We start from the raw sequence: 22246 nt of genomic DNA, 5'->3' as shown, positions 1-22246 counted from the left end.
CTTAATCTTAAGCGGCTACTTACCTACACTTGCTTCAACTGATTGCGAACAGGGCTGTTCGCAAGGTCGAAAGCAAAGTTGGAGGTTCATCATGAAGTCGCTGATCAAGGCTGTTGCCATCGCTGCTGTGCTCGCTATCCCCGCTGTGTCGTTCGCCCAGTCGAACCAGCCCGTGACTCGCGCTCAGGTCCGCGCCGAACTGGTTCAGCTGGAAAAGGCCGGCTATCGCCCGGGCGCAGGCACGGAAGCGCACTACCCCGATGAGATCCAGGCCGCCCAGGCGCGCGTGGACGCGCAGAACGGCGCAGCGAGTGGTTACGGCGGTGTCGCGAACGCGTCGCAGTCGGGCCGCCCCGGCGTGTCGGCTGCGGACTGGAATGCGATGTACAACCGTCCGTAAGTCGCTCTGATGCCCGCTTCACTCTGACGTCTGCCTAGCGTCTACTTCGTGCCCGCCGTTCCTGTCGCGGGCGCGATTCGCCACACCGCGTTGCCGACATCGTCGGCAACCAGCAGCGCGCCGCGCGCATCTAGCGTGACACCGACGGGCCGCCCAACCGCGTGCCCGTCCGGCGTCAGGAATCCCGTCAGAAAATCTTCCGGTCCGCCCGACGGCTTGCCATTCTCGAACGGCACGAAGATCACCTTGTAGCCCGCAAATGGCTTTCTGTTCCACGAGCCGTGTTGTCCAATGAACGCGCCGCCACGGTAACGGTCCGGGAACAGCTTGCCGTCATAGAACGCCAGCCCGAGCGACGCCGTGTGATTGCCGAGCGCATAGTCCGGCGCGATGGCGCGCGCAACCATGTCCGGGTTCTGCGGCTTCACGCGCGAATCGACATGCTGGCCGTAGTAGCTGAACGGGAAGCCGTAGAACGCGCCGTCCTTCACCGACGTCATGTAGTCGGGCACAAGGTTGTTGCCCAGTTCATCGCGTTCGTTCACGGTCGTCCACAATACGCCCGTTTGAGGTTGCCACGCCATGCCGTTCGGATTACGCAGGCCAGTTGCGTAAGGCCGCATCGTGCCGCTCGCGATATCGAGTTCGACAATGCGGGCGCGGTCCGCTTCCGCTTCAACGCCGTTCTCCGCTGCATTGCTATTCGAGCCGACCGTGATGTAAAGCCGCTTGCCGTCGCGGCTCGCAAGAATATTTTTCGTCCAGTGATGATTGATCGGACCGGCGGGCAGATCGGCGACCTTCACACCCTGCGATGCAATCTTCGTTTCGCCCGTGACGTAATCGAAGCGCAGCAGCGCATCGGTATCGGCGATATAGAGTTGATTGCCGATCAGCGCCATGCCGAACGGCGAATGCAGCTTGTCGATGAACACGCTTTGCGTTTCAGCGCTGCCGTCGCCGTCTGCGTCGCGCAATAGCACGATCCGGTCGGGGCTCGGCACGCCCGCGCCCGCGCGTTTCTGGAACTGCTTCGTAATCCACCCGACCACGCCGCCGCCTTCGTCGTGCGGCTGCGGCGTGTTGGTCTCGGCAACCAGCACGTCGCCGTTCGGCAGCGTGTAGAGCCAGCGCGGATGCTGGAGATTCGTGGCGAACGGCGTCACTGCGAAACCGGGCGGCGCGGTGGGATGCGTGCCGGCGGCACGCGTTTCGACAGGCGCGACGTGGACCGTCGGCATTAGCGATGTGGTGGGCGCGGGTAGTGTCGGCGAAGGGCCGAAACTCGCTTCTTCCGGCGTCGTGGATGGCGCCGCGCAAGCGGCAAGCGGAACGACGACACTCGCGATCAGAAACGGACGAACGCGCATGGAACCTCCAGCGTCAGTGCAACCGGGAGCGGCGCAATTGATGACTGCGCAGCAAATGTCTTGCCCGATGCTGACGATTTGTGGCTGGTGAGGTTTGGAGATGGTGGCTCGGACTTCTCCACAGATTTCGTTCATAAGGCTGTGGGTAACCTGGGCAAGACTATCGCAAGTCATTGACGCCATTCAGGTTGCACACGCTGCATCCGCCTCGCGTCACTCGCGCACGCTTCTTCTACGGGTGGACACGCCGCGAGGTTGTCCACAGTTTCCGTTCATAAGCCTGTGAGTATCCTGCGCAAGACTCGCGCAACTCATTGATGCGACTCAGATTACAAGCGATGCATCGGCTATCGCTCAATACACGGCCTCGACGTTATCCACAGTTTTTGTTCACAACCCTGTGGACAACACCCGGACTCGCGCCTTATCCCACTGACGCATCACGACTTTTCCCCGCGACGCCCTCATGCAGCACATCCCGCTACTGCCGCGCATGCACGCGCTCGCGCACGCCTTCCAGCCGCTCCCGCACAAACCGCACATGCTCGCGCAGCACATAGAACCCATCGGCATAAGCAAGCGGCATCCGCAGCGTATTCAGCGACGCCTCGATCCCATCCAGCTCCGTAAGCAGCTTCGCGCGCTCTTCGTCCGATGAGCTGCGCATCGCGTCGCGCTCGATCGCGATCAGCGCGCCGTAGTACCGGTAAATCCGCGAGCGCACGCGCCACGTGAACAGCGCGGGAATCAGCCGCAACGCGGGAATCAGCAGCACCGCGATCGGCAGCAGCAACACCAGCAAACGGTCGACAACCGTCGCGAGCCAGAACGGCAGCGTCCGGTACAGAAAGCTCTTGCCCGACTTGTAGTAGCGCGTCGCGTCCTCGCTGATGCGGAATTCGCGCGCGACGGAATTCGGAAACTGCCCTGCCTTCTGCAACAGGCCCGCCGGGCCATTCACTTCCTGTGCGGCTTCGATCAACAGATCGGATATCGCCGGATGCAGATTCGAGCGCGCCACCAGTTCGACGGTCGGGCTGATCAGATGAAGCGGTGCGGGGGGAATGCGGCGCCTCAGATCGAGCAGACCAATGGGGAGATCGAGATTGTCGAGATAAGGAAAGATCCGCGTATAGGCATCCGCTTCGTTGAAATTCATCACCGACACGCCCGGAATGGTCAGCAGGCGCAGGATCATCGCGCGCGTGGTCGAGTCCCCGCTCAGCAGCGCCGCGTCGATCTGGTTGCTCACGAGCGCTTTCGCGGCATCGAGTCCATCGAGCGGCAGGAGCGTCGTATCGCCGCCCGGCAGGATGCCGTTCGCCCCGAGCAGTTCGAGCGACAGCATCCGCGTGCCGCTGCCTTCGCGGCCAATCGCGACCCGCTTGCCTTCCAGATCCGACAATTGCGACAGTCCCTTGCCGCGATACACGACGATCAGCGGCACATACGACACCGTGCCGAGCGACATCAGCGACGTCGTATCCCGGCCAGCCGATACGCCGCCCTGCACGAGCGCGACATCCACCCGCTGCTTCCGGTCGAGCAGCCGGTCGAGATTCTGCACGGAGCCATCGGACTCCAGCACGTTGAGCGTCACGCCATTGCGCCCGAGTATCTTTCGATATTCCTGCGCGTACTGCATGAACGAGCTGTCGTGCGGACCGGCGCTGATCGTGATCGTGCGCGGCGGCGCGGGATCGACCAGCCATATCACGAGCCAGGCGAGCACGGCGAACAGCACCACGAACGGCATGAACGACACGGCGAGATCGCGCCACATCGCATGCGTGTGGTCGCGAACGACTCGCGGAGAATGCTGACGAACATTTTTCTTCATGGCCCGGCTCGCCTCCGAGATGCATCATCGCCCATCGTAGCCGTCTCGCGCCGCTCTGTGGAGCACCTTGCGCGCGCCCGTCCCAACCCGCTGCTTCGCACCCGTCACCCGGGCCATTTTGTGATCGACAACAAAATCGCCCCGGGCACTTGCGCGATCGAAAGTGTGTCTCTATAATTCGCGCTCTTCGCTAGGCTCGTAGCTCAGCTGGTTAGAGCACCACCTTGACATGGTGGGGGTCGTTGGTTCGAGTCCAATCGAGCCTACCAACGAATATACGCAGTAAATGGAAGCGGCAAGCATCGTATGCTTGCCGCTTTTTTTTGCGTTCCGCGTCGACGAAAAAAAACCGAAGGACCAACCTGTCCTTCGGCTTCGTTCGCCGGGCATCGCGCTGGCGCGCAACGCCCGGATGCATGTGCAACGGCTTCAGCGCGACATCATGTTCATGCTGACGTTGTGCATCACCCACACCGTCCCGAACACCAGGAACATCGCGGCCAGCACCGTATAGGCAAGGGCAAGCGTGTTCCATCGCTGCCCGGACGTCGACACGCTCATGTGCAGGAAGAACACCAGGTGTACGACGATCTGCACGACAGCGAGCGCCGCAAGCGCGAACGGCGCCGATGCAGCCGGCAACCAGCCTTGCAGCACGATGCCGAACGCGGCGGCCGTCAACACCACGGCCAGCACGAAGCCAACCACATATCCGCCGATACCGCCGTGCCCTGCTTCGCCATGAAGCGCATGGGAATTCGAGTGAGCCATTTAGATCGCGCTCCCGAGATAGACAAAAGTGAACACGCAAATCCACACGACATCGAGGAAGTGCCAGAAAAGACTCAGGCACGTCAGCCGCGTGATTTCACGCTGCGTCAGTTGCGGCGCGCGCGCCACCTGCACGGCGAGCACGGCCATCCAGATCAGCCCCGTCGCGACGTGCAGGCCGTGCGTACCGACCAGCACGAAGAACGACGACAGGAACGCGCTGCGCGACGGACCTGCGCCTTCGGCGAGCAGATGCGAAAACTCGCCCAGTTCGAGCTTCAGGAACACGACGCCAAGCACGAACGTGACGGCGAGCCAGCCGAGCACGGCACGCGTGTTCTGCCGGCGCGCGGCGACCATCGCGAAGCCGTACGTGATGCTGCTCAACAGCAGCGCAGCCGTTTCGACAGCGACGCCGGGAATGTCGAACAGGTCCTTCCCCGTCGGCCCGGCGTTGAACTGATGCGCCATCACGGCGAACACCGCGAATAGCGACGCGAACAGCACGCAGTCGGTCATCAGGTACAGCCAGAAACCGAACACCGAATGCGATTCGCCATGATGGCCGTGACCATCGATCCCGTTCAGGGTTGCGGTATGGACTTTTTGCAGCATCACTCGACCTCCGCGAGCACCGGCGACACTTCCACATGCTTCGGAAGCGGCGTACGGCCTTTGTTTTCGATTGCCCGCACGACGTCGGACGGGATGAAATAGCCGTCGTCGCGACCGAAGCTGCGGCCGATCACGGTCACCGCAATCGCCAGCAGCGAGACGATCGCGAGCCACCAGATGTGCCACACAGCCGCGAAACCAAACGCAAGGCTGAACACGCCGATGAAGAAGCCTGCGCTCGTGTTCGAAGGCATGTGGATATCCTGATACGCCGCCTGGATGCCGAGGCCCCTGCCCGTTTCCTTCATGTGCGCGAAAGCATCGAGTTCCTCGACGACGGGAATCGTCGCGAAGTTATAGACGGGCGGCGGCGACGAGATCGACCATTCGAGCGTGCGGCCGCCCCACGGATCGCCCGTGACGTCGCGATACTCCGGCTTGTTGCGATTGATGATGCTGACCACCACCTGCGTGACCTGGAACACGACGCCGACCGCGATCAGCGCGACGCCGCATGCCGCGATGATCATGTACGGCTGCCATGCGGGATTGTCGTAGTGGTTCAGACGACGCGTCGCGCCCATGAAACCGAGCACGTACAGCGGGGTGAACGCCACAAAGAAACCGACGAACCAGCACCAGAACGCGCTCTTGCCGAGCTTGTCGTTGAGCTTGAAGCCGAACACCTTCGGGAACCAGTAGCTGAACCCGGCCAGATAGCCGAACACCACGCCGCCGATAATCGTGTTGTGGAAGTGCGCGACCAGGAACAGCGAGTTATGCAGCACGAAGTCCGCGCCCGGGATCGCGAGCATCACGCCCGTCATGCCGCCGATCGTGAACGTGATCATGAAGCCGATCGTCCACAGCACGGGCGCCGTGAATTCGAGGCGGCCTCGATACATCGTGAACAGCCAGTTGAAAATCTTCACGCCCGTCGGGATGGCGATGATCATCGTCGCGATGCCGAAGAACGCGTTGACGTCAGCGCCCGAGCCCATCGTGAAGAAGTGGTGCGCCCACACGAGGAACGCCAGCACCATGATCGCGCACGACGCATAGACCATCGTCTTGTAGCCGAACAGCGGCTTCTTGGCGAACGTCGAAATCACTTCCGAGTAGATGCCGAACGCGGGCAGAACCAGGATGTAGACCTCGGGGTGTCCCCAGGCCCAGATCAGGTTCAGGTAAAGCATGGCGTTGCCGCCGGCTTCGTTCGTGAAGAAGTGCATGTCGGCGTAACGGTCGAGGCCGAGCAGCGCCAGCGCAACCGTCAGGATCGGGAACGTAGCCATGATCAGCACGTTCGAGCACAGCGCCGTCCATGTGAACACGGGCATCTTCATCAGCGACATGCCGGGTGCGCGCATCTTGATGATCGTCACGAAGAAGTTGATCGCCGTGATCAGCGTGCCGACGCCGGACAGCTCCAGCGCCCAGATGTAGTAATCGACACCCACGCCCGGACTGAACTGCAACTCCGACAGCGGCGGATACGCGAGCCAGCCGACCTGCGCGAACTCGCCGATCACTAGCGAGATGTTCATCAGGATCGCGCTGATCGCCGTCATCCAGAAACTTAACGAATTGAGGAACGGGAACGCGACATCGCGCGCGCCGATCTGCAACGGCACGACGATATTGAAGAGACCCACCATCAGCGCCATCGCCATGAAGAAGATCATGATGACGCCGTGCGCGGTGAAGATCTGGTCGTAGTGATGCGGCGGCAGATAGCCGGTAGCGCCGCCGCTCGCGAGTGCGAGTTGCAGGCGCATCATTACGGCATCGGCGAAACCGCGTAGCAGCATCAGTACGGCGACGACGATATACATCACGCCGATGCGCTTGTGATCGACGGACGTGAGCCATTCCGTCCACAGCCAGCGCCATTTTTTCAGGCGCGTAACGAGCACGACGACGGCCAGCACGATCAGCCCCATCAGGGCGGCCGCGCCCATGATGATCGGCTGATCGAACGGAATCGCCTCTAAAGTAAGAATGCCGAACATGGGTTACTCCTTCGAAGTGTTCGTGATGCAGTTGGCGTCACGGAAATCGACGACATGCCCGCTGTTGTATTTCGCGATGACGTTGCGGAACAGCTTCGGATCGACCGCGGAGAAATAGCGCACCGGGTCTTTCTCGCTCGGTTTCGCGACCGCGTAGTAGCCGTCCATATCGAGCCGTTCTGGCGACGCCTTCACTTTCTGCACCCAGGCGTTGAAATCGGCGGCGCTCACGGCGAGCGTGCGGAACTTCATGTCCGAAAAGCCCTTGCCGCTGAAATTCGCCGATACGCCCGCGTAGTCGCCCGGTTCATCCGCGATCAGATGCACGCGCGTCTGCATGCCCGCCATCGCGTAGACCTGCGTGCCGAGTTGCGGGATGAAGAACGAATTCATCACCGAATCCGACGTGATGTGGAAGTTGACGGGCGTGCCGACAGGCATCGCCAGCTGGTTCACCGACGCAATGCCGAGATCGGGATAAATGAACAGCCACTTCCAGTCGAGCGCGACGACTTCGACGTCGATCGGCTTCACGTTCGATTCGAGCGGCTTGTATGGATCGAGTTCGTGCGTGGTTCGCCACGTCAGGATGCCGAGGAACAGGATGATCAGCGCGGGGATCGTCCACACGACCACTTCGATTGCTGTGGAGTGCGCCCACTTCGGCGCGTAGACCGCGCTTTTGTTCGACGCGCGGTAGCGCCACGCAAAAAACAACGTCAACAGAATGACGGGCACGACGACCAGCAACATCGTCCACGTCGCTGTCGCGATCAGCGACTTCTCGGCGACGCCGACGCTGCCCTTCGGGTCGAGCACTTCAAGTTGACATCCCGTGAGAAACGCGGTCAGACCGATGCTGACCGGTAAGAGGCAAGCTCTTAAGGTTTTTCTGGCTAACATGTTTGCCCAATAATCGTTGAACCACGCTGAACACGTGTGGGGTTTGCAAGGCAAAGCGCACAAGGTCCTATGTGCCCCGCGATTCTAGGGACGCGTTGCGTTTGAAGTCCTGATCCGCATCAAGGACACGACGCTAAGGTGTGTGATGGATGTGCGACGCGATGTCACACGGTCGGAGCGTGGCGGGCGCGTCTGATTATTCTTGTGCCGCCCCGCGCGCGTTTGATGCACCGCGAGGGTAGGGAGAAGCCGCCCGAACATCGAATGGATGTGGGCGGCTGCGTGAGCGACGGTTAGTTCGTCAGACCTTCGGGCAGCTTGCCGCCATTCGCGGCGAGCGCCGTCATCAACTGCTTGTGCAGCCAGATGTTCATCGACGCCGAATCGTTCGTGTCGCCGCCGTACTTCAGTTCGCCCGCCAGCAGCTTGCGGTGCTCCAGGCTGCTGTCGACGTCGAGCAGCTTCATCAGATCGACGATCGAACGACGCCAGTCGAGCTTTTGCGGGTTCGCCGCGGCCAGCTGGTCCATCACGGCCGCGACATCGACGTCTGCAAGCGCCGTCGAGACAGGCGCGCCCGCCGACGCTTCCGCAGGCGCCGGCGCGATGGGTTCGGCGGGCAGCGTCTCAGCTGGCTTGGCCTTGCCGAAAATCTTGCTGACGATGGTTCCAAAGATGCTCATGGTGTGGGCTCTTCCTTTTCAAGTGGATAACGAGAGACTGCGCAACGGCATCCGCCTTCCGGTTGTCTGGACTCGCGACGACACTGCTTGCGACTAACGCCATTTGATCCGAACTCTTGACCTTTGCGTGTGGTCGGCTGCAAGTTTCACGTTTGTTCGCACTTCGGTGCGTCCACGCGACAACTCCGTGTCAAATTTTGAAAAACTTTGCATGCCTTATCAAACTTTCTCTTGGTTTGATGAAAAATCCTGGTCTGACGCGACTTTCCTTCCCACCTCTCCCACAACGCCATCATCACTATGAAAAAACTGTTGACCATCGCAGCGTGCGCCCTTTCCCTGTCGATGCTCGCCGCGTGCAGCGGCCTCGATCGCAGCAAGGAAGAAGCGCTGAACCAGCAAGCCGGGATCGAAGTAACGCAGACCAAGGAGGGCGTGCAGGTTCGTCTGCCTGAGAAGGTCCTGTTCAACTTCAACGAGTCGAGCTTGCGTCCTGACGCAGGCCCTGCGATTGCCCGCGTAGTCGTCGTACTGAGCCGCACGCAAAAGCCGATGATCGTCGAAGGCCATACGGATAACGTTGGCACGCGCGAGTACAACCAGCGGTTGTCCGAAGCGCGCGCGAAGTCGGTCGCGGATGAACTCGAGCGCCGCGGCATCAGCGCGTCGCGCATCACGCTGGTCGGCTATGCGTTCGATCGCCCCGTGGCGGACAACGACACCCCCGATGGCCGCGCACGAAACCGGCGTACGGAGATCATCGTGAAGGGCGAATCCCTCGAAGCGGTGATGGGCAAGTAACCGTTCGTCATGCGCAGTCAGGCGCCGTTCAGTGGCGCCTGACTGTCGCCGGATCGGCTTCGCGAGCGCGTAAAGATTTGTCAAAACATCGCCACCACTGTCGCATACCGTCAACCCGAAAATATTGAGACCGTTAGACCCGCTTCTCTTGCTGATTCGTGGTCTGTCATGTCAACCGTTCGTCTTTTTGGATTACTAGGAATTTTCGGATTATTTGCCGGTTGCGCGCAGATTCCGTCCGAGCATCAGGCGGCGAGCACGACAGGAATCGTGTCGACGCCAATCACGCCCGCCAAACCGGATAGCGTGTCGGATAACGAGAAGGTTCAATCTGAAGTCATCGCACTCCAGCCGGCTGGCGCCGCGCTGCAAACGGGCCACGCGTCATGGTATGCGCGCAAGTTCGAGGGACGCCGCACTGCAAACGGAGAACGCTACAACGGTCACGCGTTGACGGCTGCGCATCGCTCGCTGCCGTTCGGCACTTATGTGCGCGTGACCTCGCAGTCCACTATGAGATCGGTGGTGGTTCGCATCAACGATCGCGGCCCGTTCGTCAAGGGACGCATCATTGATTTGTCTTATGCGGCGGCAACTGCACTCGGCCTGACTCGAGCCTCGTCGATGGACGTACGGATAGAACGCGTCGAACAGCAAGCAGACACTCGAACGGCATCCGGTGGATCAGAATCTTGAACCCCAAGATGGCGATATCTCATGCACACGCGGCGAGACTGAAGAAAATCAGTGTAGTAGCGCGGTATGTCGCAGTTGCCGCGTGCATCGTCGCCTGGTGTGCTTCGGATGCGTTCGCCGCACGCCGTAAGCCCGAGGCACTCGTATCAGATAACGCGGCGCGCAGCCCGTCGACGCAGGCCCTCAAAAAGCCCAAAGCCAGCAAGAAGCTCGTAAAGGCTCCACGCAAAACCCACCGTAAAGCCAAAGCGGCTCGTCGTCCAGACGTGTTTTACCGTTGGTCCTACGAACAGTTGATGTTGGGCGGCGTCAGCCCATCGCAAATCGGCAAGCGCGGCGAAGACGCAAACGGTAAGCAGACGAGCAAAGGCGCGGCCTCCGCGAAATAGACGCCGCGCCCGACACCCGGTCTTAAATAGACCCGCCGCTGTACCTCACGACATCCAGCAGCGTCTTCTTCCTGTCCTGATAGTGATATAGGGTGATCGCGCCTTCCTTCATGTCGCCGTGTGCGTCGAAGGCGATATGTCCGATCACACCGTTGTAGTCGGACATGGGCATCGCGGCGAGCACCTTCGCGGCGTCTGTGGTGTTGGCGCGCTTCATTGCATCGACGACCACGTACACGGCGTCGTAGGCGAACGGAGCGTTGAAGAGAATCGGACCGTTGAAACGCGCCTCGAAGCGTTTTTCGAACTCGGCACCCTGCGGCATGCGCGATACCGCGAGACTCGCTTCGGAACAAACGAGATTGTTCACAGCATCGCCCGCAAGCGCCGCCACCTTTTCCGTGCATGCGCCGTCGCCGCTCAGAACTTTCGCACTCAAACCAAGCGCCGCCGCCTGACGAATGAACGGACCGACCGTCGAATCCATTCCACCGAACATGATGACATCCGGATGCGCGCTCTTGATGGTGGTGAGAATGGCGCGGAAGTCGGTGGACTTGTCGGTTGTGGCCTCGCGCGCGACGACGCGCCCGCCGCCCGCCTGCGCCGCCTTCGCGAACTCGTCGGCGAGGCCTTTGCCGTACGCCGTTGCATCGTCGACGACGGCAATGGTCTTCGCGTTCAACGACTTCAGCGCGTAATCGCCGAGCGCGGGCCCTTGCTGCGCATCCGTCGCGACCACGCGATACGCGCTTTTGTAGCCCTGCTTCGTATAGTCGGGATTGGTCGACGACGGCGAAATCTCCGCGATGTTCGCGTCGTTATAGATGCGCGACGCGGGAATCGACACGCCCGAGTTCAGGTGGCCAATCACCGCAACGACATGTTCATCGACGAACTTCTGCGCGATCTGCGTGCCCGTCTTCGGATCGGCCGCGTCGTCTTCGCCGTCGAGTTCGAGACGTACCTTCTGTCCTGCGATCACGAGCCCCGTCTTGTTGATTTCCTCGACAGCGAGCCGCGCGCCGTTCTCGTTGTCCTTGCCGAGATGGCTGCTGCCGCCCGTGAGCGGCCCCGCGTGGCCGATCGTCACCACCTGCTCGGCTGCACCGCCGTTGCCTTGTGCGGCCTCGTGCGATGGGGGCTCTTTCTTGTCGCAACCCATCAGCGTCAGGCTGGTCAGCGAGATGCCGACCACGGTCAGTTTTACCAGATTGTTCACAGCTTTCTCCTCCATGATTGTTTGAATTTTCAAGCTACCGTCGTTCGATTCGCATTCCGAACAGATACTCAAAAACGGTAGCACAAGGGAAAAGCTGGGACTGTAAAGATTGGTCAAGCAGACAACTCAAGAACTGATGGGAGGCCGCACAACGACAAACGGGCTAGCCGAAGCTAGCCCGTTTGCTTTTACAGCGAACACAAAACCCGTCGATCAGGCCTCAGCCAGTTCCGCTGCCTGCGCGTCTTCCAGATCTTCGACGCTCGAACGGATCAGATGATCGAACGCGGCCAGCGATGCCTTCGCGCCCTCGCCCACGGCGATCACGATCTGCTTGAACGGCACCGTCGTCACGTCGCCGGCGGCGAACACACCCGGCACCGACGTCGCGCCCTTCGCGTCGACGACGATCTCGCCGTGCTTCGACAGCTCGACCGTGCCCTTCAGCCACTCGGTGTTCGGTACCAGACCGATCTGCACGAACACGCCTTCGAGTTCGACATGCTTCGACTCGTTCGATGCACGGTCCGTGTAGGTCAGACCGTTGACCTTCTTGCCGTCGCCCGTGATTTCCGTCGTCTGTGCCTGGGTGATGACCGTCACGTTCGCGAGGCTGCGCAGCTTGCGTTGCAGCACTTCGTCAGCGCGCAGCGTTGCGCCGAATTCGATCAACGTCACGTGGCTAACGAGACCCGCCAGATCGATCGCCGCTTCGACACCCGAGTTACCACCACCGACCACCGCGACGCGCTTGCCCTTGAACAGCGGACCATCGCAGTGCGGGCAGTACGCGACGCCATGATTGCGGTACTCGCGCTCGCCCGGCACGTTGATCTCGCGCCAGCGCGCGCCCGTCGCCAGCACGATCGTCTTCGCCTTCAGCACCGCGCCGCTCGCGAGGCGCACTTCGTTGATCTTGCCGGGGATCAGCGCTTCGGCGCGCTGTACGTCCATCACGTCGACTTCATAGCTCTTCACGTGCTGCTCGAGCGCCGTGGCGAACTTCGGCCCTTCCGTTTCCTGCACGGACACGAAGTTTTCGATCGCCAGCGTGTCGAGCACCTGGCCGCCGAAGCGTTCCGCGACGACGCCCGTCGCAATGCCCTTGCGCGCCGAGTAGATCGCAGCCGCCGCGCCAGCAGGACCGCCGCCGACGATCAGCACGTCGAACACTGGCTTCTTTTCCAGTTCCTTCGCGGCGCGCGCGCCGGCGTTGGTGTCGAGCTTCGCGAGGATTTCCTTCACGCCGCTGCGGCCCTGGCCGAACACTTCGCCGTTCAGGAACATCGTCGGCACGGCCATGATCTGGCGCGACTCGACTTCGTTCTGGAACAGCGCGCCGTCGATCGCCACGTGCTGGATGCGCGGGTTGATCAGCGCCATGATGTTGAGCGCCTGCACGACTTCCGGGCAGTTCTGGCACGACAGCGAGAAATACGTCTCGAACGCGAAGTCGCCGTCGAGTTCGCGGATCTGCTGGATCACGGCGTCGTCGAGCTTGATGGGGTGGCCGCCCGTTTGCAGCAGCGCCAGCACCAGCGACGTGAACTCATGACCCATCGGAATGCCGGCAAAGCGGATGCCCGCAGCCTTACCCGGCTCACCGATCGAAAACGAGGGCTTACGCTCGTCGTCGCCGCGGCGCTCGATCACGCTGACGCGCTCCGACAGCGTGGCGATGTCGTTCAGCAGCGCGAGCATTTCCTGCGACTTCGCGCTGTCGTCGACGGAGGCGACGATCTCGATAGGACGACTGACTTTCTCGAGGTAGGCTTTGAGTTGGGTCTTCAGATTCGCGTCGAGCATAGTTTTTCGAGTCCGTGGCGAGATGGGAATGAGAGGTTCGATTCGCGCCAAACCGTTACAACGAACGTGGCGCGTAAGACAGTTCGCAAGGCTTGTGACCTTGCGGACTGCCTCACAACGACGCCGCGGGAGGCGGCGCCGCTCAAGGCAGGGTTTGCAGCGGGTAGCGTGTGGCTTCTAGCGAGCCGGTAAAACTTAGATCTTGCCGATCAGGTCCAGCGACGGCGTCAGCGTTTCTGCGCCCGGCGTCCACTTGGCGGGGCAAACTTCACCCGGGTGCGCCGCGATGTATTGCGCAGCCTGCACCTTGCGCAGCAGTTCGCCAGCGTCACGGCCGATGCCGTTGTCGTGGACTTCGCACAGCTTGATCTCGCCTTCCGGGTTGATCACGAACGTGCCGCGCAGCGCCAGACCTTCTTCTTCGATCAGAACGTCGAAGTTGCGCGAGATTGCCAGCGTCGGGTCAGCGATCATCGGGTACTTGATCTTTTGGATCGTGTCCGACGTGTCGTGCCATGCCTTGTGCGTGAAGTGCGTATCCGTCGACACGCTGTAGATTTCGACGCCGATTTTCTTGAATTCTGCGTAACGGTCGGCCAGATCGCCCAATTCGGTCGGGCACACGAACGTGAAGTCGGCCGGGTAGAACACGACGACGGACCACTTGCCCTTCAGGCTTTCGTCGGTGACGGTCACGAAATCGCCATTGTGGTATGCGGTGGCCTTGAACGGTTTGACCTGGCTGTTGATGATCGGCATCTGATGCGTCCTCTTCGGTTGAGTGGGTTTGGGTACTGCGATGGAATGGATTATGAAGAAGTCGCAGAATTTGATAAATTTGATTGTTGCGATGCACCCTATTTAAATTTCCTATCGGCAAGCCCAAACCCCTACCCGACAAGGGAAAGCGCCCCGGGCGCGCGGTTTCGGGCGCGCGTAGAATTGCCGAAAAAAGTGTCGGGGACGAGCGTTTTCAGCAGAGGTTTTCGTTTGAGTGAGCTTCAAAAGGGGTTTCTTCTCACCCGTCACTGGCGCGATACGGCCGCCGGAACGGAGGTCGAGTTCTGGCTCGCGACCGACGACGGTCCGCGTCATATCCGCCTGCGCCCGCAGCCGAACGTCGCGTTCATCCCCGCCGCGCACCGCGAGCGCGCGGAGGACGTGCTGCATCGGGAGAAGAACGCCCAGTCGCGCGGCGTCGAACTGCGCCCGCTCGATTTGTGCGACTTCCAGCATCGGCCGGTGCTGGGGCTGTATTGCCCGCAGTATTGGCAGCTGACCGGGATCGAAAAACGTCTGAAACAGGGCGGCGTCGACGTCTACGAAGCCGACGTGTTCCCGCCCGATCGCTACATGATGGAGCGTTTCATCACCGCGCCCGTGCTGTTCGGCGGCGAGGCGAATCCCGCCAGCGGGCCGTTGCTGAACGCCGACATGAAGCCCGCGAGCGGCTATCGTCCGAAGCTCAAGCTGGTGTCGCTCGATATCGAAACCAGCGCGCACGCCGAGTTGTATTCGATCGCGCTGGAAGGCTGCGGGCAGCGTCAGGTGTACATGCTCGGCCCGCAGAACGGCGACGCGACGGACATCGATTTCGCGCTGGAGTATTGCGACACCCGGGCGCAACTGATCGAGCGGCTGATCGGATGGCTGGAGACGCACGATCCCGACGCGATCATCGGCTGGAATGTCGTGCAGTTTGATTTGAAAGTGCTGCATGAAACCGCGCAGAAGTGCGGCGTGCCGCTGCGCATCGGGCGCGGCGGCGCGGTGATGGAATGGCGCGAGCATGGCCTGAAGCAGAACCACTTCTTTGCGGGCGCGGCGGGGCGGCTGATCATCGACGGCATCGAGGCGCTGCGCTCGGCCACGTGGAGCTTTCCGTCGTTCAGCCTCGAATACGTCGCGCAGTCCGTGCTGGGCGAAGGCAAGTCGATCGACAACCCGTATCAGCGGATGGACGAAATCCAGCGCCGCTTCGACGAAGACAAGCCTGCGCTTGCCCGCTACAACCTGAAAGACTGCGAACTCGTCACGCGCGTCTTCGGCAAGACGGACCTGCTGTCGTTCCTGCTCGAACGCGCGACTGTCACGGGGCTGCCTGCCGACCGCAGCGGCGGGTCGGTGGCGGCGTTCACGCATCTATATATGCCGCGCATGCACCGTCTCGGCTACGTCGCGCCGAATCTAGGCGACGTTGCGGGCGCGGCCAGCCCTGGCGGCTTCGTGATGGACTCGAAGCCGGGCCTCTATGATTCCGTGCTGGTGCTCGACTACAAGAGCCTGTATCCGTCGATCATCCGCACGTTTCTGATCGATCCCGTGGGGCTGGTCGACGGCGTGCGTCACCCCGACGATGAGCATTCCGTGCCCGGTTTCCTTGGCGCACGGTTTTCGCGCGCGCACCACTGCCTGCCGTCGATCGTTGCGCAGGTGTGGGAAGGACGCGAAGCCGCGAAGCGCGAGCAGAACAAGCCGTTATCGCAGGCGCTGAAGATCATCATGAACGCGTTCTATGGCGTGCTTGGATCGACGGGCTGCCGGTTCTTCGATCCGCGCCTTGCGTCGTCGATCACGATGCGCGGCCACGAGATCATGCACCGCACGCGCGAGCTGATCGAAGCGCGCGGGTATGCGGTGATCTACGGTGACACCGATTCGACTTTTGTGTGGCTGCGCCACGCGCATGATGAGGAAGACGCGGCGCGCATCGGACGAGAGCTGGTTGGCGGAATCAACGCATGGTGGCGTGAGCATTTGCGCGAGCGCTTCGGGCTGGAGAGCGCGCTGGAGTTGCAATTCGAGCGGCATTACAAGCGCTTTTTCATGCCGACCGTGCGCGGCGCGGAGGAAGGCAGCAAGAAGCGCTACGCGGGGTTGACTGTGCTTGCCGATGGGAGTGAAGAAGTCGTCTACAAAGGTCTCGAAACGGTGCGCACCGATTGGACACCGCTTGCGCAGCGGTTCCAGCAGGAACTGTATCTGCGCGTTTTCAAGCAGCAGCCGTATCGGGATTATGTGCGCGATTATGTGCGGCGCACGCTGGCGGGTGAGTTCGATGATCTGCTCGTGTATCGCAAGCGGCTGCGTCGGCCGCTGTCCGACTATGAGCGCAATGTGCCACCGCATGTGCGTGCTGCGCGTTCCGCCGATGAGTTCAACCGGCGGCGCGGTCGGCCGCTTCAATATCAGAATGGTGGATGGATCAGTTATGTGATGACAGGCAGCGGGCCTGAGCCGCTCGAAACGCTGCGCTCGGAAATCGACTATGAGCATTATCTGACGCGGCAGCTTCAGCCTGTTGCGGATGCGATTTTGCCTTTGTTGAAGGATGATTTTGCTACGTTGGCTTCGGGGCAGAAGCAGTTGTTTTGAGGGGGTTTTTCTGTCTGCGACGCTGGGTGGTTTTGACTTTGCGCTGGCATCCGCGTTTTGTCTTTGGGCTTCATGCGCCGCGGTTTGGTTTGCTTGCGTTTTCGCTGGCATCCGCGCTTTGTTAGCGTGCTTCACGCGTCGCCCCTGTGCGGGGCGGCACCTACTTTTCTTTGCCGCCGCAAAGAAAAGTAGGCAAAAGAAAGCGGCTAACACCGCTAATTCTTGTGCTTGCCTGAGGGCCCCCACAGGGTCTTACGCTTCACACGGCAATCACGTGACCCATGTTCGTTGCCAGCGCTCTTGCGGCGCGCCTCACCCGCTTCACGCACCCGCGCTTCACCATGCCGTGCCGGATAGTCCACTGCCGCCAGGTGGCAAACTGTGTGTAGGCCCCTTGTGCTCCACACGCGTCACTCCGGACCGATAGCGCGCGCGTTCCACCATGTAAGAGCGCTACCCTATGCGACGCGACAACCTACACACAGTTTGCCACCTGGGCGGCACATACCATTCGCAGCCGCTTGCCCGAGTACGGGTATTCGAGGCGGGTGCGGCGTTCATTCGAAGCGTTGGCAACGCACGCAAACAGAAAGGCTGCCGTGTGAAGCGTAAGACCCTTTGGGGGCCCTCAGGCAAGGAGAGGTGTTGGCGGTGTTAGCCGCTTTCTTTTGCCTACTTTTCTTTGCGGCGGCAAAGAAAAGTAGGTGCCGCCCCGCACAGGGGCGACGCGTGAAGCACGAAGGCATAGCGCGGATGCCAGCGAAACCACAAACACCGTAACGCGGATGCCAGCGCAACGTCTAGAACAACCAAACCGGCTGCCAGCAAAAACCCAAACCACCACCCAGCGTCGCAGACAAAACCAAAACCAAACCCAAACCCAAAACCAAACCCTAAACACTCTGCTCAACAGGCACAACAACCACCTCCACCCGCTGCGCCCCGCGCAAAACAGACACGCTCACAGAGCGCCCAATCCTGGACCCATCCATCACGCGCTGCAGCGCATCGACACCTTCAACAACCTGCCCATCAACCGCAACGATCGTATCATCCGTCCGCAGCCCGCCGAGCGCGGCAGGACTCTCCTTAACGATCTCCATCACCCGCACGCCGCTTTCCGATTCCAGCGCGAAATACCGCTGCACACGCCGCGGCAGCGCGAAAGTGGTACCCGCCACGCCGATATAAGCGCGCCGCACGCGCCCGTGCGCAAAAATCTGCATGATGACCCACTTCGCGGTATCGATCGCCGTCGCGAAGCTGATCGACTGCGCGCCCGGAATGATCGCCGTATTCACGCCGATCACCTGGCCCGCGGAGTTGATCAACGGCCCGCCCGAATTCCCCGGATTGAGCGCGGCATCCGTCTGGATCACGTCATAGATCATGCGCCCCGAGTTCGACCTCAGCGAGCGCCCAAGCGCGGAAACCACGCCCGCCGTCACCGTCTGCTCGAGCCCAAGCGGATTACCAACCGCGATCGCGATCTGACCGACGCGCAGCTTGCCCGATTCGCCAAGCGCGACATGCGGCAACGGCTCCGGCGAGCCGACACGCAACACGGCCAGGTCGCTGTGCGGATCGTCGCCGACCAGATCGGCGTCGAACTTCGTGCCGTCGGCGAGCTGCACGCGGATATGCGTCGCGCCATGCACGACGTGGCTGTTGGTCAGTAGATAACCATCGGGTGTGAAAATAAAGCCCGAGCCGGTGCCCGCGCGCGCATGGCGCTCCGGCGCGCCCGGCACGCGGCGCTCAACAGTGATGAAGACGACGGCCGCCCGCACCCGTTCGAGCGCATCGATGACGGTGCGCGAATAGGCGTCGAGGAGTGCGTCGTCTTCGGACGATCCGGCGGCAGAGGCGCTCGGCAGTACACCCGACAGATCGTCGACAAAACGGGGACGGCTTCCCATGACAAGGCTCCGTATAAACGAGAGCCGCAGTTGCAGGGCAAGCAAGCCATTTTCAAGCGCAGCGGCCGGCGAGGAAAAAACGACGAGGCCGGCCCGGGGAAAAAGTCAGATGAGCCTGAGGTTGCGGATGCGGCCGATGCGCGGAGAACGTTCGAGTATCAGCTTCTCGATTGCTTCGGGCAGCAGCGCCTTGGGAATGTTCGACGGCACGTCCGACACCAGTTGCGACGGCACATTCACGATGAAGTCGTCGGGGGCGGTGGCGAGGCTGTGCTCGTAGGTAACGCGGTAGTCCATGCTGGGTGCGAAAACGTAGGTGATGTTGCGAAATCGTGGCGTCGGAAGGCGCACCGCTATCGCGCGGGCGCATTCTTTCCGAGATCGTACAGCAACCCGCAGCGCGCGCGGCCCCGCATGCGCCCGCAATGTGCGCCGCCTAACGCCGAACGTCGAACGCCAGCCACCGGGCCGCCCACATGCCGCGCCGCGTAAAAAGCCGGACGGGACGCTCACGCATCCACATCCGGCTTCTTTGGATCTCGATGACGTGATCGTTCTGGATGATTCCCGCCGTGCGGCCTGAGTTCACCCTGTCGCGGCCACGCGCTTACCGATGCCACCCGCCATGGCCCCAGCAACAGCTATAGCCGATGCCGACGTTCACCGACGGCCCCGCGTAGTACCCCGGCCCGTAGCCATAGCCGTAGGCGGGCGCGTACCCATAACCATACGGCGGCGCGACGACGCAGCCTCCCAAACTAATCGTCGCCACGGCGACGGCTGCCAGCGTCAGAAGCTTTTTCATGGTCGTTCTCCCTTCTCTTCTGTCATTTGAGCAGACGCTACAGAAGACGTGCGTGACCACTTGTGACAGTGCATTACGGCTCGATACCAACGGACAGCCACCGCGCCTCACACTCGACCCGCGCAAGAAAGGCGCCCGCGCAACCCAGGGCCTCTACGTGCAGACCGGGCAATAACAGTTGCTTACCATTCGCCGGGATGTGGACGGGAAGCGGGCATTCTGGTCGTTCGCAGGCACATTTCGATGACGGCGGTATGAATCCGAAATCGGCCTCTGTTCGACCGATTGAACGCCGGCCCCGCAGCGCACACTGCAGTCATGCCAGTGTACTGAGGAGCCTGAAATGTCTTCCCGTCATGACAGCAGCAACCCGTTCGAGCCCGACGCGCTCAACGCGCCGGAATGGAATAACCCGCGGGAATACCCGGAGTCCGATCTGATGCGCGGCTTGCAGCTCGCGTCCGACACGGTGCTGCGCCTCGCCACCCAGACGCACGCCGCCGTCGCACGTGGCGATGCGGTGAGCGCGGAACTGGCTCGCGTATCGCTGGAGAAGCAGCTTGCACTGACCACGCGGCTGATCGACGAGCTTCTGTTCGACGGCGAGACGCAACACACCACGCATTGACCGGCCGCCCGCGCGACCGGGCGAACTGAACTGAACGGCAGCAACCGCACCAACTGCAGCGCCGACTGACTGAGACTGGAACTGAAAATGGACGTCTTGACCGTACTTCTCTGCATCTGGGCCATGGTGGCGTTGTGCGCAGTGCTGTTCATCCGCGGCGCGAGCCCGCGTGTCGAGCGTCCCAGCAAGGCGAAGCAGACGCGGTCGTCGCGTTTTTCGATCGCCGAGTAATCCTTCCGCCGATACGGCGAGGATGCGCTGACCATCGGCGCCCTCGCCTTCCGGCCAGCACTTTCCGAAACTGCTGTTCCAATAGACCGATAACGCGCGCCGCCGCGCGCTATCGCGCCCTTTTTACGGGTCAGCCCGTCGTCGCGCCTAGTGACGGCAGCGCCGCCCGGCCTTCCTGAGCCGCCGGCTCCGGCCAGCGCATACGCTCGACGGTGATCTGCCGTTGCGCCGCCTCGCCCACGAACGCATCGAGCGTGTCGCGGATATCCCGGTCGATGAAATCGGCACGCTCCGCGTCGATCAGCACCGTCGCTCGATCCGGAATCTGCGCGAGACAGCGCGTGAGCATCGGCTTCGACAGGAACGTCGCGTCCTTGCGCAGCACCAGCAGATAGTGATCGTCGTGACACGTCAGCGTGAACGTGCGCGACAGGTTCGAGCGCAGCGCGAGCACCGCGCTCGTCGCAATGCCGATGCCAATGCCGATCAACAGATCCGTCGCGAGCACGCCAGCAATCGTCGCCACGAACGGCACGAAGCGGTCGACGCCTTCGCGCGCCATCGCCGCGAACAGCGCCGGCTTCGCAAGCTTGTAGCCCGTGTGAATCAGGATCGCCGCGAGACACGCGAGCGGAATCAGGTTCAGCACGGCCGTCAGCGCGAACACGCTCGCCAGCAGCAGCACGCCGTGAATCACGGCCGACATGCGCGTCTGCGCGCCCGCATTCACGTTCGCCGAGCTACGCACGATCACGGCCGTCAGCGGCAGACCGCCAAGCACGGCCGCCACCATATTGCCCACGCCCTGCGCCTTCAACTCACGGTCGGGTGACGCGCGGCGGCGCTTCGGATCGATCTGTTCGACGGCTTCGAGGCTCAGCAGCGTTTCCAGACTCGCGACGATGGCGAGCGTCAAGCCGACGCGCCAGACGTCACCATCCACGAGTTGCCTGAAGTCGGGCATCGAAATCGCGCCCGTCAGCGCGGCGAACGAATCCAGCGACACCAGCGACACCCGATGCTCAGCCGGCACCGCGAGCGCGGGCGCCAGCACATCGAGCGCGAGCGTCACGCCGATGCCGAGCGCGACGACCGCGAGTGGCCCCGGCAGCATGCGCACGATCGCGTAGCGTTTCGCGCGCGGCGTCTCCCACGCGAACAGCATCGCCACCGAGATGAGCGCGAGCGCAGTCGTCACCATCGACAGGTCGCCGAACGGCGTCGCCAGCATGGCCGCGTGCGCGACGTTGGCATCCGCGCCGCTCACGAGCCCCACGCTGAGCGGAATCTGCTTGATGATCAGGATGATGCCGATCGAAGCCAGCATGCCCTTGATGACGGCGACGGGCACGAAGCTGGCAAGCTGTCCCGCGCGCAGCAGGCCGAAGCCGATCTGCAACGCACCCGCGATCAGCACGGCGGCGAGAAACGCGGAGAAACTGCCGAGCGATGCGATCGCCGACACAACGATCACGACGAGGCCCGCAGCCGGCCCGCTCACGCTCAGATGCGAGCCGCTCAACAGCGCGACGACCAGTCCGCCGACAATGCCGGACACCAGCCCGGCAAACGGATCGACCCCGGACGCAGTGGCGATGCCCAGACACAGTGGCAGCGCGACGAGAAACACGACGATCCCGGCGAAGACATCGCTGCGCAGGTTCGATAGACGGGAAACAGGTGGAGTGTGCATGGGATCCGCAAGGTCGAGTTGAGCCACGCCGCCCGGCGACGCGCGCCGGCGGCTCGATGAACATGAACGTGAAAAGGCGTGAGTAAG

General features: G+C 61.9%; 21 protein-coding genes and 1 tRNA gene. 8 read left to right on the top strand and 14 right to left on the bottom strand.

Annotated features, from left to right (window positions below):
• Positions 1 to 91 precede the first annotated feature (91 nt).
• Complete coding sequence (locus BLT65_RS10090) at positions 92 to 400, top strand: DUF4148 domain-containing protein (protein WP_007737169.1); 309 nt, start codon at positions 92 to 94, stop codon at positions 398 to 400.
• Between the two features lie 41 nt (positions 401 to 441).
• Here BLT65_RS10090 and BLT65_RS10085 read toward each other — a convergent pair whose 3' ends face one another.
• Together BLT65_RS10085 and BLT65_RS10080 are read right to left on the bottom strand one after the other, a co-directional pair.
• A complete protein-coding gene (locus BLT65_RS10085) occupies positions 442 to 1770 on the bottom strand; it encodes a PQQ-dependent sugar dehydrogenase (protein WP_091777416.1) in 1329 nt (442 codons plus the stop codon).
• A gap of 481 nt (positions 1771 to 2251) precedes the next feature.
• On the bottom strand, positions 2252 to 3610 hold the full coding sequence (locus tag BLT65_RS10080) for a TAXI family TRAP transporter solute-binding subunit (RefSeq protein ID WP_091777414.1): 1359 nt from the start codon (positions 3608 to 3610) through the stop codon (positions 2252 to 2254).
• Positions 3611 to 3802: 192 nt separating this feature from the next.
• Here BLT65_RS10080 and BLT65_RS10075 point away from each other — a divergent pair.
• Positions 3803 to 3879, top strand: a tRNA-Val gene (locus BLT65_RS10075).
• A gap of 160 nt (positions 3880 to 4039) precedes the next feature.
• On the opposite strand, the gene cyoD is transcribed toward BLT65_RS10075, so the two are convergent.
• The 5 genes from cyoD to BLT65_RS10050 form a co-directional block, all read right to left on the bottom strand.
• Positions 4040 to 4381 carry a cytochrome o ubiquinol oxidase subunit IV gene (gene cyoD, locus BLT65_RS10070; RefSeq protein WP_091777412.1) on the bottom strand — a complete coding sequence of 114 codons (342 nt, stop codon included), beginning with the start codon at positions 4379 to 4381 and terminating at the stop codon, positions 4040 to 4042.
• Entirely contained in the window at positions 4382 to 4996 is a 615-nt protein-coding gene (cyoC, locus tag BLT65_RS10065) for a cytochrome o ubiquinol oxidase subunit III (RefSeq protein WP_244186472.1), read from the bottom strand.
• Complete coding sequence (gene cyoB / locus BLT65_RS10060) at positions 4996 to 7008, bottom strand: cytochrome o ubiquinol oxidase subunit I (RefSeq protein WP_091777410.1); 2013 nt, start codon at positions 7006 to 7008, stop codon at positions 4996 to 4998. Before cyoB ends, cyoC begins: the two co-directional genes overlap by 1 nt.
• A gap of 3 nt (positions 7009 to 7011) precedes the next feature.
• Positions 7012 to 7911 carry a ubiquinol oxidase subunit II gene (gene cyoA / locus BLT65_RS10055; RefSeq protein WP_091777408.1) on the bottom strand — a complete coding sequence of 300 codons (900 nt, stop codon included), beginning with the start codon at positions 7909 to 7911 and terminating at the stop codon, positions 7012 to 7014.
• 293 nt (positions 7912 to 8204) lie between these two features.
• The gene (locus BLT65_RS10050; RefSeq protein WP_091777406.1) at positions 8205 to 8594 is read right to left on the bottom strand and encodes a DUF3597 domain-containing protein; all 390 of its coding nucleotides are present in this window, start codon (positions 8592 to 8594) and stop codon (positions 8205 to 8207) included.
• A gap of 300 nt (positions 8595 to 8894) precedes the next feature.
• Here BLT65_RS10050 and BLT65_RS10045 point away from each other — a divergent pair, with 300 nt between their 5' ends.
• From BLT65_RS10045 to BLT65_RS46405, 3 genes are all read left to right on the top strand, one after another.
• On the top strand, positions 8895 to 9395 hold the full coding sequence (locus BLT65_RS10045; RefSeq protein ID WP_091777404.1) for an OmpA family protein: 501 nt from the start codon (positions 8895 to 8897) through the stop codon (positions 9393 to 9395).
• A 270-nt stretch (positions 9396 to 9665) separates the two neighbouring features.
• Positions 9666 to 10091 (top strand): septal ring lytic transglycosylase RlpA family protein, encoded by a 426-nt coding sequence (locus BLT65_RS10040; RefSeq protein ID WP_425273114.1) that lies wholly within the window; start codon positions 9666 to 9668, stop codon positions 10089 to 10091.
• Complete coding sequence (locus BLT65_RS46405) at positions 10088 to 10480, top strand: hypothetical protein (protein WP_143036501.1); 393 nt, start codon at positions 10088 to 10090, stop codon at positions 10478 to 10480. The genes BLT65_RS10040 and BLT65_RS46405 overlap by 4 nt, the downstream gene beginning before the upstream one ends.
• A 22-nt stretch (positions 10481 to 10502) precedes the next feature.
• On the opposite strand, the gene BLT65_RS10035 is transcribed toward BLT65_RS46405, so the two are convergent.
• The 3 genes from BLT65_RS10035 to ahpC form a co-directional block, all read right to left on the bottom strand.
• Positions 10503 to 11645 carry a branched-chain amino acid ABC transporter substrate-binding protein gene (locus tag BLT65_RS10035; protein ID WP_244186481.1) on the bottom strand — a complete coding sequence of 381 codons (1143 nt, stop codon included), beginning with the start codon at positions 11643 to 11645 and terminating at the stop codon, positions 10503 to 10505.
• A gap of 270 nt (positions 11646 to 11915) precedes the next feature.
• Positions 11916 to 13508 carry an alkyl hydroperoxide reductase subunit F gene (gene ahpF / locus BLT65_RS10030; RefSeq protein WP_091777400.1) on the bottom strand — a complete coding sequence of 531 codons (1593 nt, stop codon included), beginning with the start codon at positions 13506 to 13508 and terminating at the stop codon, positions 11916 to 11918.
• A gap of 195 nt (positions 13509 to 13703) precedes the next feature.
• Entirely contained in the window at positions 13704 to 14267 is a 564-nt protein-coding gene (gene ahpC / locus BLT65_RS10025) for an alkyl hydroperoxide reductase subunit C (RefSeq protein ID WP_007737185.1), read from the bottom strand.
• 231 nt (positions 14268 to 14498) lie between these two features.
• On the opposite strand from ahpC, the gene BLT65_RS10020 reads away from it, so the two are divergent.
• Positions 14499 to 16883: a DNA polymerase II gene (locus BLT65_RS10020; protein ID WP_091777398.1), complete on the top strand. Its 2385-nt coding sequence runs from the start codon at positions 14499 to 14501 to the stop codon at positions 16881 to 16883.
• Between the two features lie 893 nt (positions 16884 to 17776).
• Here BLT65_RS10020 and BLT65_RS10015 read toward each other — a convergent pair.
• From BLT65_RS10015 to BLT65_RS10005, 3 genes are all read right to left on the bottom strand, one after another.
• The gene (locus tag BLT65_RS10015) at positions 17777 to 18802 is read right to left on the bottom strand and encodes a S1C family serine protease (protein ID WP_091777396.1); all 1026 of its coding nucleotides are present in this window, start codon (positions 18800 to 18802) and stop codon (positions 17777 to 17779) included.
• Positions 18803 to 18907: 105 nt separating this feature from the next.
• Entirely contained in the window at positions 18908 to 19099 is a 192-nt protein-coding gene (locus tag BLT65_RS10010) for a hypothetical protein (RefSeq protein WP_036000819.1), read from the bottom strand.
• Between the two features lie 310 nt (positions 19100 to 19409).
• Entirely contained in the window at positions 19410 to 19607 is a 198-nt protein-coding gene (locus BLT65_RS10005; RefSeq protein ID WP_042312653.1) for a hypothetical protein, read from the bottom strand.
• A 343-nt stretch (positions 19608 to 19950) separates the two neighbouring features.
• On the opposite strand from BLT65_RS10005, the gene BLT65_RS10000 reads away from it, so the two are divergent.
• Both BLT65_RS10000 and BLT65_RS47170 read left to right on the top strand, forming a co-directional pair.
• Positions 19951 to 20235: a hypothetical protein gene (locus tag BLT65_RS10000; RefSeq protein ID WP_091777394.1), complete on the top strand. Its 285-nt coding sequence runs from the start codon at positions 19951 to 19953 to the stop codon at positions 20233 to 20235.
• A gap of 87 nt (positions 20236 to 20322) precedes the next feature.
• Positions 20323 to 20466, top strand: coding sequence for a hypothetical protein (locus tag BLT65_RS47170; RefSeq protein WP_167306471.1), 144 nt, complete (start codon positions 20323 to 20325; stop codon positions 20464 to 20466).
• A 130-nt stretch (positions 20467 to 20596) separates the two neighbouring features.
• Here the strand turns inward: BLT65_RS47170 and BLT65_RS09995 are convergent, their stop codons facing one another.
• A complete protein-coding gene (locus BLT65_RS09995; protein ID WP_091777392.1) occupies positions 20597 to 22159 on the bottom strand; it encodes a SulP family inorganic anion transporter in 1563 nt (520 codons plus the stop codon).
• Between the last annotated feature and the right edge of the window lie 87 nt (positions 22160 to 22246).

The organism is Paraburkholderia steynii (assembly GCF_900100565.1).
Taxonomy (GTDB): Bacteria; Pseudomonadota; Gammaproteobacteria; order Burkholderiales; family Burkholderiaceae; genus Paraburkholderia; species Paraburkholderia terrae.
This window is presented reverse-complemented; position numbering and strand designations above follow the sequence as displayed.

Excerpts from the sequence above, each read along its gene's own strand:
- BLT65_RS10090 (WP_007737169.1), top strand. The coding sequence starts at position 92 with ATGAAGTCGCTGATCAAGGCTGTTGCCATCGCTGCTGTGCTCGCTATC.
- BLT65_RS10085 (WP_091777416.1), bottom strand. The coding sequence starts at position 1,770 with ATGCGCGTTCGTCCGTTTCTGATCGCGAGTGTCGTCGTTCCGCTTGCC.
- BLT65_RS10080 (WP_091777414.1), bottom strand. The coding sequence starts at position 3,610 with ATGAAGAAAAATGTTCGTCAGCATTCTCCGCGAGTCGTTCGCGACCAC.
- cyoD (WP_091777412.1), bottom strand. The coding sequence starts at position 4,381 with ATGGCTCACTCGAATTCCCATGCGCTTCATGGCGAAGCAGGGCACGGC.
- cyoC (WP_244186472.1), bottom strand. The coding sequence starts at position 4,996 with ATGCTGCAAAAAGTCCATACCGCAACCCTGAACGGGATCGATGGTCAC.
- cyoB (WP_091777410.1), bottom strand. The coding sequence starts at position 7,008 with ATGTTCGGCATTCTTACTTTAGAGGCGATTCCGTTCGATCAGCCGATC.
- cyoA (WP_091777408.1), bottom strand. The coding sequence starts at position 7,911 with ATGTTAGCCAGAAAAACCTTAAGAGCTTGCCTCTTACCGGTCAGCATC.
- BLT65_RS10050 (WP_091777406.1), bottom strand. The coding sequence starts at position 8,594 with ATGAGCATCTTTGGAACCATCGTCAGCAAGATTTTCGGCAAGGCCAAG.
- BLT65_RS10045 (WP_091777404.1), top strand. The coding sequence starts at position 8,895 with ATGAAAAAACTGTTGACCATCGCAGCGTGCGCCCTTTCCCTGTCGATG.
- BLT65_RS10035 (WP_244186481.1), bottom strand. The coding sequence starts at position 11,645 with ATGGGTTGCGACAAGAAAGAGCCCCCATCGCACGAGGCCGCACAAGGC.
- ahpF (WP_091777400.1), bottom strand. The coding sequence starts at position 13,508 with ATGCTCGACGCGAATCTGAAGACCCAACTCAAAGCCTACCTCGAGAAA.
- ahpC (WP_007737185.1), bottom strand. The coding sequence starts at position 14,267 with ATGCCGATCATCAACAGCCAGGTCAAACCGTTCAAGGCCACCGCATAC.
- BLT65_RS10015 (WP_091777396.1), bottom strand. The coding sequence starts at position 18,802 with ATGGGAAGCCGTCCCCGTTTTGTCGACGATCTGTCGGGTGTACTGCCG.
- BLT65_RS10010 (WP_036000819.1), bottom strand. The coding sequence starts at position 19,099 with ATGGACTACCGCGTTACCTACGAGCACAGCCTCGCCACCGCCCCCGAC.
- BLT65_RS10005 (WP_042312653.1), bottom strand. The coding sequence starts at position 19,607 with ATGAAAAAGCTTCTGACGCTGGCAGCCGTCGCCGTGGCGACGATTAGT.
- BLT65_RS10000 (WP_091777394.1), top strand. The coding sequence starts at position 19,951 with ATGTCTTCCCGTCATGACAGCAGCAACCCGTTCGAGCCCGACGCGCTC.
- BLT65_RS47170 (WP_167306471.1), top strand. The coding sequence starts at position 20,323 with ATGGACGTCTTGACCGTACTTCTCTGCATCTGGGCCATGGTGGCGTTG.
- BLT65_RS09995 (WP_091777392.1), bottom strand. The coding sequence starts at position 22,159 with ATGCACACTCCACCTGTTTCCCGTCTATCGAACCTGCGCAGCGATGTC.